This window comes from [Pantoea] beijingensis (assembly GCF_022647505.1).
Taxonomy (GTDB): domain Bacteria; phylum Pseudomonadota; class Gammaproteobacteria; order Enterobacterales; family Enterobacteriaceae; genus Erwinia; species Erwinia beijingensis.
Genome location: NZ_CP071409.1, coordinates 3,345,070 through 3,356,951 on the forward strand (window position 1 = coordinate 3,345,070; position 11,882 = coordinate 3,356,951).

The window sequence follows — 11,882 nt, forward strand, 5'->3', positions numbered from 1 at the left end:
GCTTTATTTTATCGTGTTTTGCTGCTTAACCTGTTTGCAGCCGCAGGATTCGCCTATCTCGAGCCGATGGGCAAATTCACGCACCATCGCCTCGCCATTCCACTCCTTAAGCATCGCCATCGCAGTTTTTGCCATCTCTCCGAGAGGCTGACGCACCGTCGTCAGCGACGGGACATGAAATGCTGACAGATCCGTACCGTTAAAACAGACCAGTGCGATCTGCTGCGGCACCTCTATTCGATGCTCGGACAACGCGCGGATACAGCCTATTGCCTGCGCTTCATTGCTGGTGAAAAGCGCACGCGGTAGGCTGTTGCTCTGCAACATGCGCTGTACAGCGTCATAACCGCCCTCGCGCGTATAACTGGCGGGGAAAATCCAGTCAGGATTAATGGTCAAGTGGTGGCTTTCCATCGCATCCCGCCAGCCATTGATACGATCCTGCGCGTTCAGCATATCGGGAGGACCGCAAATAATGCCTACATCCTGATAGCCATGACTTAACAGATGTTCCGTGACCTGCCGAGAAGCTGCGCGCTCATCGACGCGTAACATACTGACGTTTAATTCCGGATCAACGCGATCCAGCATCACAAAAGGGGTTCCACTGGCCTTGAGCACATCAATGTAAGGATGACGATCCACGCTGTTATAAAAAAGGCCGTCAACCTGGCGTCCCAGCAGGCTATGGATAAGTTCAAGTTCACGTTGCCGATCATCACCGGCATCGCCCAGCAGCATCACCTGTCCGTCATTCAATGACTCCTGCAGCAGAGCATGTGCCAGCGAGGCGACAAAAGGGTTGGATATATTGGGCACCACCAACCCGTAGGTTTTGGTCGTGCCGGAAGCCAGGGCTCGCGCCACCCCGTTGGGCCGATATCCAGTCTGCTTGATAGCATCGAGCACGCGTTGCCGCGTTGCCTCCGCTACCGGGCGAGGCCCATTATTCACTACATAGCTCACCACAGCGACAGAGGTTCCGGCCAGTTTAGCGACATCAGAACGTGTCACGCGATGAGGGGGTTGTTTAGTCAAACGTTTACCTGTGCATAATGACGTCAAACAAAAAAGCCAGTCGGGCTAAACCCGACCAGCGTGATCTATAATTCTGGCTTACTCTGCATTATCGTGCGGTTAAATCGCATCCTCAGGAAGATTAAGGTCACGTCCCCGCGTTTCCGGCGCCACAAAAGTGGTAAAGAACCCAATCGCTGCCATAGCAGAGAAGTAAATGGCAATTGGCCACCAGTGGCCGGTCCAGGTGAGCATTGCCGCCGCAATCAGCGGTGCGGTACCACCTGACAAAATTGACCCTAACTCTTTCGCGAAAGCCATTTTAGTATAGCGATGATGCACGCCGAACATTTCAACGCCCCATGCCGCCTGTACGCCAAAAATCCCTAACGACGCTAACGCCATTCCCACCACAATTGTCGGGATGACAATCGCGGGTTCACGCGTATCAAGTAACATAAAGGCGGGCCAGGCATAAATAATCAGCAGCAGACAAAAGCTGCGATAGGTCACACGGCGTCCAAAACGGTCAGACAAAAAACCAGCCAGAGGAATAATTAAGAAGCCCAGTACGGAAGCAATTAATACCGCCGTCGTGGGAACTGATTTATCGACCATCAGCACTTTCGCCACGTAGCCAACAATAAAGCCCTGGGACAAATATGAAGGGCCGTTTTCACCAATACGTAGCCCAACCATAATCCAGAACGCTTTACTGCGCTGCCAGACGCTACGCGTATCGTTCTGATGGCGGGTGGTCTTCATTACGTCGGCACGCTGTGCCTGGAGCTGTGCTTTTTTACGTTCAAATACCGGAGTTTCACGCAGGTTACGGCGGATCCACAGTGCGGTCAGAGCAATCAACGAACTGCACAGGAAAGGAATACGCCATCCCCAATCCTGTAATTGTTGCTGATCTAACTGTACAACCAGCAACCACACCAGCGCAGCCAATAATGTGCCGCTGTTAGAACCCAGAGCAATAACGGACGACACCAGGCCACGACGCTCAACAGGTGCATATTCGCCAAGCATCACGGTACCGCCAGATAGCTCAGCGCCAGCACCAAATCCCTGGGAAAAACGCAGGATGACCAGGCAGGCAGGCGCCCACAGACCAATTGATGCATAGCTGGGGATTAAACCAATCAACGTGGTAGAGAGCCCCATAAGGATAATGGTGGCAATCATTACGACTTTACGACCTTTGCGATCGCCCAACCAGCCAAAGAACAGCGCACCAATGGGACGTGCAATAAAACCGACTGACCAGGTAGCAAAACTGGAGAGTAACGCCATTGCGGGGGTAGATTCGGGGAAAAAAACATCGCCAAAGATGATCCCGGCCGCCAGGCCATACAGGGCAAAATCAGCGTATTCCATTGCGGTTCCGAGCCAGCAGGAGAAGGTCGCGCGCCAAAAATCTTTACGCCCTTCGTCCGTACTCAGACGCTCATCGGCAGCCGAACGCGATGCCAAAGAGGCATGTTGCTCAGCAGAGTGGTGTGCAGTCATGTAAAAATTCCCTGATTTGAGGAGATCTTATGAGCACCGTTCCGTGAATCAACCCCCGTATAAGCCTGCAGAGGGGTAACGTCACGGTGGAGACGCTCTGTTGCTGAGCCATGTTGAAAGGTCAGTAAAGGGTTCCCTGGTGTTAGGATCTTATTTTTAGTCTGCGCTCGTTGGTTTTAACGTAACCAATCGCATAAATAACACAAACCTAAAGTAGACCAACACTGAACAGCCAGAACATCAAACACCGTGCGTTATCACTACTCTTCGATTGTATCTACGCGCGTAGATAAATCAATAGAGAAAATCAGTAATAGTTAAATAATCTTCACATTCCTGAGGGTGGCTTTTTCAGTTTTCTGAGAAAATCAGTAAGTTAAATCACGATGCCGCATAAAAAAAACGCGAAAAATTTACAAAAATGATGGTTTTCTGTCCATTTGCAGGGAACACATCCTGTGCTGTACTTTCGACTCGGTCACTTTTTAGCATATAAAAATGTCAATAAAATGAATGATTGCCAAAAACAGACCATTCTTCAGCACTGCCTGAAACGTTTGCATAGCGACAGTAAAAAGCAAAACGGCGACCTGCGATGGCAACGTAATTTACGGGCCCTTACTGCCTTGCTCATCACTTCAAAGTGTCCAACCTTACGGATCTCTCGCCAGGGGCGTCAGTCAGTGAAAATGTACGGCATAAACCCGTTTTTGCTTCTTTCATTCTTGATCCTTCTCACACTTATGTAACGGACTATTTACCGTTTATCGCTCGTGCCCTCCCCCCAAAAAACAAACCTAAGAAACTGATTAATAAAAATTAAAAGCAACATCCTGATGAAGGGCGCCTTCTTTTTTTGCCTCGTACAGCGAGATAAATTTTTCGGGTACGAATGCCATAGAACGCTATCTTAAAAAAGGGTTTACCGCCCTATCGACCATCATACGCATCCAGATCGGCCGCAAGCGGTGCACCTTCACGCCTCGCAAACCTGCGCAGGTTCAACGTCATCCACTATGATAAGGAATAACGCCATGCCAGGACCTCATAAAGTACGACTCAACCGCCTGTTCAACCTGGGTAAATGTCTGGATGTTGCCATCGATCACGGCATCGCCAATGAACCCGATTTTCTGATAGGGCTGGAAGACATTAGCAAAGTAATGGGAAGTTTGATCGACGCGTGTCCTGATGCTATCCAGGTCAATGTTGGCCAGGCTGATCTCCTGCAACAGGTTGCCCGACAGCCCAAGCCCGCCCTGGTCATGCGCACTGACGTCGGTAATGCTTATAACACTACGCGACACCGTGAAATGTGGGCAGTGTTGCACAACCCCGAAGAGCCGATCCTGGCCGCGTTGCAGCTGGATGCCGCCGCGGTGGTCGTCAACCTGTATATGATCCCCGATGAACCCGGTATTTTCCGTCAGTGCGTAGAAAATATTAGCCGGTTGCGTCACGCCTGTGACAAATATGCGATGCCGTTGATGATTGAGCCATTGGTCATGGCACCTGCCGGGCAAGGAGCAGCTTACGGTTCACTCGGCGATGTAGAGAAGATTGTCCCTCTGGTGCGGCTGGCACGCGAACTTGGTGCCGATATTATTAAAGCCGATCCCACTGAAAACGTATCCGATTTTCATCGGGTCGTTGAAGCTGCCCGCTGTCCTACGCTGGTTCGCGGCGGCGGTAAAGGCGATATCGCTGGCGTGCTGGAAAAAAGTGCGGCGCTAATGGCACAGGGCGCTTCAGGTATGGTGTATGGCCGTAATGTGTATCAGCACGACAACCCATCCCGTATGGTAAAAGCACTTATGGCCATCATTCACCAGGGTGCCAGCGGTGGGGAAGCACTGGCAATTTATACCGCAACGGGGCGGTGAATCCTCATACCCTATCCTCTCGCTGACACCAGACTGCGCCTGCGGCGGCGGTTAATCCTAAACGTCGAAAGTAACCAGCATCGAGCTATTCACACTGACGCAGTCAACAAACCTGTAGCTCTAAGTATGACGGGCATAACACACAATTCTGATACGACAAGTTGCCTGTCCTTCACTGCCGCGTTAGATTGTTGGGCTTTATTGTTGCCGGTAGCGAGAACTTCAGCGACGAAAAATGCATCAACCTGTGACGCTGGCAATACTGCCCGGACAAGATCGAGAACACTGATAATAATCAGCGATCTGCCATTGTAGTCGTTGATGTGCACGGGACAGTCGATGTGAGCAAAAGAGGAGTGAACGGTGTCTGAACTACTTTCAGTCATTCTATTTTTAGCATCAATTTCAATTTATTCAGCAAAAGCCGGGCGGAACAAAATTTGGTTTATGACCCTTCTGGCGATCCTGGGTCTGTTTATTATTCTTAATGCGACTTTATTGGCCAGCAACTATTTTACTGGCGACGGCATTAATGATGCGGTGATTTATACCCTGACCAATAGCATGCAAGGCGCAGGGCTAAGTAAATACGTGCTGCCAGCCATTGGGTTAATCCTGGCGCTTTTTTTAATTTTCTGTCTGCTGTCATGGGTTCTGTCACGCCATAAAGATAAACCACATCACTTTGGCTGGAGCCTGTTTGCTCTTGTGCTGGCACTGGCATCGATTAAAACAACCCCAGCTTTTCAACAGGTTACCGATTTAGTTCGTACCCAAACGCGACACGGCGCATCGGATTTTCATGAGCACTATAAAGTGCCGAACAAAACCATGAGCGGTGATAAACCCAACCTGGTCTACATCTATGGTGAAAGCCTGGAACGCACCTATTTCGATGAAAAAGCGTTCCCGGGATTAACTGCAGAACTTAACGCGCAGAAAGCGCAGGCAATTGACTTCAACCAAACCGAACAGCTGCCGGGCACGGAGTACACCATTGCCGGAATAGTCGCTTCCCAGTGTGGCATCCCTTTGTTCGCTCCATTTGAAGGCAATGCCTCTTCCTCACTTTCCAGCTTTTATCCACGGAACATCTGTCTTGGCGATATTCTTAAGGCTTCCGGTTATGAGAACTACTTCTTGCAGGGTGCCGATCTGCGGTTTGCAGGTAAAGACCTGTTTCTTAAATCGCACGGCTTCGATAGCCAAAATATGTATGGTCTTAATGAGCTAAAAAATAGCGTTGACGATCCTAATTATCGCAATAATTGGGGTTACTATGACGACACGGTGCTGGAAGAGGTTTACCGCAAGTTTATCGATCTGTCTCAACAGAATAAACGCTTCGCACTCTTCACTCTGACAGTCGATACCCATCACCCGGATGGCTTTGTTTCCCGCAGCTGTCAGCGCAAAAGTTACAGCGTAGATGGCAAACCTAATCAGTCATTTAGCGCTGTCGCCTGTAGCCAGGAACATATTGCGCATCTGATCGAACGCATCAAGGCCTCACCCTATTTTAAAAATACCGTAATTGTGGTTTCCAACGATCATCTGGCCATGAATAATACAGCCTATAAATACCTGACTAAAGAGGACAGGAAAAACCTGTTCTTTGTTATCCGTGGTGATAAACCGCAGACGGAACTGAGCTCGGTGAAGCGCAGTTCTCTGGATAATGGTGCCACGGTACTGGATATCCTTGGCGGCGATAATTATATCGGGCTCGGGCGCAGTAGCGTCTCCAGCAGTTCACTTTCCTCTACCTTTCTCGATATGAAGAAAAAAATTAACGAGTGGAAACCGAATATTATCCAGTTATGGAACTTCCCCAAAGCCATTAGCAGCTACACCATCGACAAAGAAAATGGCAGTTTCAGCTTCTCGGGCTCCCACTTCAGGCTACCGCTGCTGCTGCGGGTCAGTAAAAATCAGGTCGAGCCGATGCTTGAAGGCGAGTATTCCGCACCGCTGCGCTATCAGCTGGCAGATTATGCCGCAAGTGATAAATTCGTCTGGGTGGATAAATGTTACAAGATGGCCCGATTGTGGCACCCCGAGCTGGCACTCTCCAGTGAGCTTTGCCTGTCGCATGGCCAACTCGGTGGCAAACCGGAAGTCACGTTAATCCCAGGCAACCGTTATCAAGGTAAAGTCGCCTTTACTGATACCGCCGTTAGCGACGAGCAGTTCAAACATAATGTTGAACAACTCAGGATCCTTGATAACGATATCCGTTACCCGGCGGATAGCTTTATCTTTAATATTGTCGGTGCTCCGCAGACGGTAAAAAGATTCGAGGGTATTTCACGCGCCGAGGAGTGGGGACGTTGGTCAAACGCAAATCTCGCGCCGGAAGTGAAAATTGAGTATATCGATCCGCTGCCTCAAAATATTGATGTGGTGATTACCGCGCGCGCCATCGGGCCTAATGTGCATCGGCCAATACCCGTCAGCCTTGGCAATGAGAAGCAGATGCTGACATTAGGTGAAACCGACAGCACCACGACGCTACATTTTCGCAACCCACAGAAATCCAATACGTTAGTGATTGCACCACCCGAGCCGCTCGCCTCTAATGAAGGGAATATTATTGGGCAGGACCCACGCAAATTGGGTATCGGTATGGTCAATATCAAAATCGAGACGACAACACAGCCTTAATAGCCAAGGTCTAATGCCGGTGGACCACCGGCTTATACCGTCCTGGTACTGGTGCTTATCTGCCTTAGTACCAGGACGTGGGTTAATAATAATTAATAATAAATTTCATCATGCCATCTGCACTTCCGGGAGTCACATTACTCTCAGTTTGGATATAACGCGACACTAAGGGCAGCGTCACATCCCCCTGTGAGCCAATCGCCTGCACATATTTTTTACTTTGCCCTAAATTGACCGGTGTCGCGGATGACGGCGTGCCATACGCCAACTGAATCCCCACTCCGGAAGCCGAGCCCGGACGCTCATTGAGCGCGATAATTCCCTGAATACTGTCCAGAACCTTTGTGACCGGCGAGAATTGCAGCTCCAGCGAATTCTGCGTTGGCCTGCCGGGCCCATTGGTCCCGGCGGCATCAAGATACCAGTTACCATAGCCATTGTAGCCATGGAAAGCCGGGCAATCGGTAAGTTTGATCGAAGTATCAACCCAGGGCGTCGTTGATCCCTTCCCATTAAATTCCTGCACCTGATATTTTCCTAAATTGACGTTCACATCGGGGGTTTTACAGGTGTTAGAGACAATATTCACACTGCCAGTCATGCAGGTGTTTGATATCATATTCTGCGCGGTGTTCACGTCATTGGTATAGTTGACCTGAACGCAAGGGAGGCTGCTTCCAAGTACGGTTCCCGGGCTTACCGGGCCAGTTTTGATCAAAACCACATCCCAGCGTCTGTAGTTCCCCATCACCGTACATTTACCGGTAGCGCACCCAGATCCGGGCGCCGTATTGTACTCCGAAGTCGCAAGCTTACTGATCGGCACAGCACTCGCGCCCTGAACGCCCTGATGAATCCACACGCCAATACCCGGTACGTTTGTCTGATAAACTTTTCCGTTGGCGGCCCCTGACGGTGACCAGGAGGCGAGCGGCATGGGTAATTTTGATAAGGAATAGTTAACCATGACAGGCCGTGGATCGGTACAGGTCACCGTATTCCATGATTTCCCACCCTGGGTAAGATTCATGTTGTAAGTGAGCCACATTAACTGTGTGCCCAATGGGGCATCTGCACCTACGGTAATATTCGCCGCTTGCAAAGGCATGGGGGTGATATTTGAGATCACATTCACTGTGCAGGAAGCATAGCCAGTATTGATAAACAAACCCGAAGTCATCAGCACGATTAAAATAAGTATTCTATTCAACAGGAAACCCCATCTCATTGCTCATATGCCCGTAACTGTGTTATCGCGATGAATAACCGGGAGCGTTAAACCCGCAATCATAATCCAGATTCAGCTATCGCGGATAGAGCCCAGTTACCCGGATTACATGCCGACGATAATTGTAGACCATCCCAAATCAGCCTTTCCCGCAGATTTCTTTACATGGAAATACGGGTAACGTTGCAAAAGTTTGGTAAAAATGGTCGTACTGTCTATGTCGAGAATACAGGCCCTATTGACCATAAATGGCACGGCGTCAGGGTGTTACAGGGAAGATACGTTTTACGTGCGGCAATTATCAGAGATTTTTATCGCAGGGGAGACGGAAATGATGGGCAAGAGGATACGTGATTTTCCCTCCCGATACCGCTGTCGGGAGGGAGCGATGACTCAATAATAGTTGATAATAAATTTCATCATACCGTTTGCTTTACCCGGTTTGAGCTTATCTTCGGTCTGAATATAGCGTGAAACCAACGGGATCGTGACATTGCTCTGTGAACCGATTGGTTGCGGGTATTCCTTCTTCTGACCTAAATTAAAGGGGACGGCTGATGCACTCGTCCCACTGGCTATCTGAATACCTATTCCTGAGGCAGAATTAGACTCTTCGCTTAATCCGATAATTCCCTGGGCGCTATCCAGCACGGTAGTCACCGGGGAAAACTCCAGCTCCAGCGAGTTTTGCGTGGGGCTCCCTGCATTATTGGTTCCGGAGCCATCAACATACCAGCTACCGGCACTATTATAACCATGGAAAGTCGGGCAATTTGTCAGATTGATTGAAGTATCTACCCACTCGGTGGCACTTCCTTTACCTTTAAAATCCTGAACCTGATGCGTGCCTAAAATGACATTTACGTCAGGTGTTTTACAGGTGCTTGAAACAATATTTATCGCTCCCGTAATACAGGTATTCGATAACATATTAGCGGGAGTATTTACGTCATTGGTATAGTTAACCTGAACGCAGGGCAGGCTGCTCCCCAGCAGTGTTCCTGGTTTTACTGGCCCCGTTTTTATCAGCACAACATCCCAGCGTTTATAGTTACCAATAACCAAGCAGGTTCCTGACTCACACCCTGTACCGGCGGGAGCATTATTTTCATTAGAGGCCAGTTTACTCACCGGTATAGCCTGAGCGCCTACAACACCCTGATGAAATAACACTCCAATCCCGGGTACATTCGTTTGGTATACCTTACCTGCGGAATAATCGTTCGGTGACCAGGGCGATAACGGCATCGGCGTTTTTGAAAAGGTATAATTGGCCTTCACAGGCTTTTTATCAGTACAGGTCACCGTATACCAGGACGCCGCACCTGTAGCAAAATCTAGGTTATAGGTTTGCCATAATAACCGGCTACCTACAGGAATTTCATCACCTACCGTGATATTCGTCGCCTGTAACGGCATCGGTGTCATAATGGCCTGCGTATTCACCGTACAGGAGGCATAGCTGCTGTTTATAAATAAACTGGAAGCAAGCGTTGCCATCGTAATAAATATTTTCTTCATACAATATTATCTCGTTTCACTGGCATGATGGATATCAACATTATTTCTAAGCAGATTTTCCCAGGGCCACCGGTGAGGTAAACCTTTACGGGTAATCCAGGTATATTAATTGCACCCGCGCATGTCAGATATTTTTTCAAAGGGTTATAATTTTCTTATGATAAATACTCTGCCAACTGCCGTTGTTGATTTCCATCATACAATCAGTAATGATTAATCAGTAACGAAAATTTTTTATTTTATCAGGTGTCGGTAAAAATTATTAAAATTTTGAAAGCCATATTTTTGCATGATGTTTCGTCTGTGTGTATAAACAGACTTTTCGCTGAGGTTATAAATTTCGGCTATTTTCCGGATAGGCAATCCCAGCATAAAAAAGTTAAACACCTCACGTTCTCTTCTGGTCAGCCGGATATCACTCTCATTCACCACACTTGTGCTTTGGAGATTACACCTAATCTGATAATTTATTTTTTCAAACTCACACTTAACCGCTAACAGATCCGAAGACATATCAATATAATAACTGTTTTTTCCTGTGCTTTCTTTACCTGAACAGGTTGAAAACGTTAGTATAACAGGCGTTATGCATTGATAAATATTAGTATAAACATCTTGCCACAGGCTAATGGTTTTTGATGGAAGCCTATCATCAATTAATAATATCAGTTTTTCGCCTTGTACTTCCTTATCGATTAACTCCTCACTGACATGGCACTTCATTGGGGGCAAGCCTAAATATTTATCACTCATCGCTCGATAAAGAAACAAATCCTCCGAAAGAAGAATACAACTATATGTTGACATATATTTTCCTCAGGAAGCACCCGTAATAATATACCGGGTGCTTTTACTGAAACTAAAATTATTCAGAAATAGCCGATCAAAACTCCTGAATGCCGAATTAAAAGGTTACCGATAAGAAATGGTAAAGGTTAACTTCCCGTCTGCCTTGCCAGGCTTAATGGCTCTTTCCGTTCGAATATAACGTGCAACTAACGGAAGTTTGGCATTATTCCCCTCAGCAGAGGGCGAATCGTAAGGTTTTTCCTGAGAAAAATTAAAATTCACAGGGGTGCCATTTAACTCACCAGTTGCAATTTGTATCCCGATACCGCTGGCCGCACTGCCGCCTGCTGAATCAATGGCCATAATTCCCTGGGCCGCATCAATAATACCGTTGTTCGGCTTCAGGGAAAGGCCAAGCATATTCGGGGTCGCTTTGCCCTGATTGAGCGTACCTGAACCCCTTATCCAGTTAACAGCAGCTTTCGGGTAGTAGCCATGGAAGACGGGACAATCCTTAAGCAAGAGCGATGAATCCACCCACGGCGTCGCCGACCCTACGTTCGGAATCTGGCTGGCATCATATTTACCCAGATTCACCATCAAATCCGGCGTCACACAGGTGCTGGACTTAATAAACAGATTACCGGTAAAACGTACGGTTTTTAGCGTCAACGGCAGGCCTGTGTAACCGGCCTTAGCCGGGATAGTTTCCCGAAGTGTTGGCAACTTCGCACCGTCAATCACACCAGGCGTTACAGGACCGGTCTTAATAATCATAAGATCATATCCCGTAGGGACCACGGCAAAGTCCCTTTCTGGCCATGCATTTGTATAGGATAGATGTTTTGGAAAAACCCCATCACCATCATACGTTCCCAGGTATACCGACAGGCCAGGTACGCCGGTTTCATAAACAGTGCCCGTTCTGGCACCCGACCAGGCAGTGCTGGGCATTGGTTTCGTTAAATAATCTATATTGCTGGTAAAATTAAAAGATCCGTTACAGGCCACACCATTTGTTATTTGCCCACCACTGGCCTGGGTCGAAGTAAACACGATACTTCCAACGGGAACATCCGGCCCCACAGAAATCGTTATTCCCCCCAGATTAATCATATTTTCTTCTGGGGTGCGACCTATCTCCCCGCCTTCATGCAATGCCTGGGCAGTGTAGTGACAATCTATCGCATACGCAGAACCACTCATCCAAACGGGGGCAATAAACAATATATTTTTTAATATTTTTGCGAGATTCAGTTTCATAT

At 48.2% G+C, this 11,882-nt stretch carries 8 protein-coding genes; 2 read left to right on the top strand and 6 right to left on the bottom strand.

All coding sequences use genetic code 11. The features are described from left to right. Positions 1–3: 3 nt before the first annotated feature. Together J1C60_RS15145 and J1C60_RS15150 are read right to left on the bottom strand one after the other, a co-directional pair. Positions 4–1,038 carry a LacI family DNA-binding transcriptional regulator gene (locus J1C60_RS15145; RefSeq protein WP_128179006.1) on the bottom strand — a complete coding sequence of 345 codons (1,035 nt, stop codon included), beginning with the start codon at positions 1,036–1,038 and terminating at the stop codon, positions 4–6. A gap of 99 nt (positions 1,039–1,137) precedes the next feature. Then, positions 1,138–2,532 carry an MFS transporter gene (locus J1C60_RS15150; RefSeq protein WP_128179007.1) on the bottom strand — a complete coding sequence of 465 codons (1,395 nt, stop codon included), beginning with the start codon at positions 2,530–2,532 and terminating at the stop codon, positions 1,138–1,140. A gap of 1,034 nt (positions 2,533–3,566) precedes the next feature. On the opposite strand from J1C60_RS15150, the gene J1C60_RS15155 reads away from it, so the two are divergent. Continuing rightward, complete coding sequence (locus J1C60_RS15155; RefSeq protein ID WP_128179008.1) at positions 3,567–4,415, top strand: class I fructose-bisphosphate aldolase; 849 nt, start codon at positions 3,567–3,569, stop codon at positions 4,413–4,415. Between the two features lie 363 nt (positions 4,416–4,778). Then, positions 4,779–7,079: a phosphatidylglycerol--membrane-oligosaccharide glycerophosphotransferase gene (gene opgB, locus J1C60_RS15160; RefSeq protein WP_128179009.1), complete on the top strand. Its 2,301-nt coding sequence runs from the start codon at positions 4,779–4,781 to the stop codon at positions 7,077–7,079. Positions 7,080–7,161: 82 nt separating this feature from the next. Here the strand turns inward: opgB and J1C60_RS15165 are convergent, their stop codons facing one another. The 4 genes from J1C60_RS15165 to J1C60_RS15180 all read right to left on the bottom strand — a co-directional run bounded on the left by J1C60_RS15165 (position 7,162) and on the right by J1C60_RS15180 (position 11,880). Next, entirely contained in the window at positions 7,162–8,289 is a 1,128-nt protein-coding gene (locus J1C60_RS15165) for a fimbrial protein (protein ID WP_128179010.1), read from the bottom strand. A gap of 411 nt (positions 8,290–8,700) precedes the next feature. After that, positions 8,701–9,828, bottom strand: coding sequence for a fimbrial protein (locus J1C60_RS15170; RefSeq protein ID WP_128179011.1), 1,128 nt, complete (start codon positions 9,826–9,828; stop codon positions 8,701–8,703). A gap of 234 nt (positions 9,829–10,062) precedes the next feature. Then, complete coding sequence (locus J1C60_RS15175) at positions 10,063–10,635, bottom strand: response regulator transcription factor (protein ID WP_128179012.1); 573 nt, start codon at positions 10,633–10,635, stop codon at positions 10,063–10,065. Positions 10,636–10,740: 105 nt separating this feature from the next. Further along, the gene (locus J1C60_RS15180) at positions 10,741–11,880 is read right to left on the bottom strand and encodes a fimbrial protein (protein ID WP_242080464.1); all 1,140 of its coding nucleotides are present in this window, start codon (positions 11,878–11,880) and stop codon (positions 10,741–10,743) included. Between the last annotated feature and the right edge of the window lie 2 nt (positions 11,881–11,882).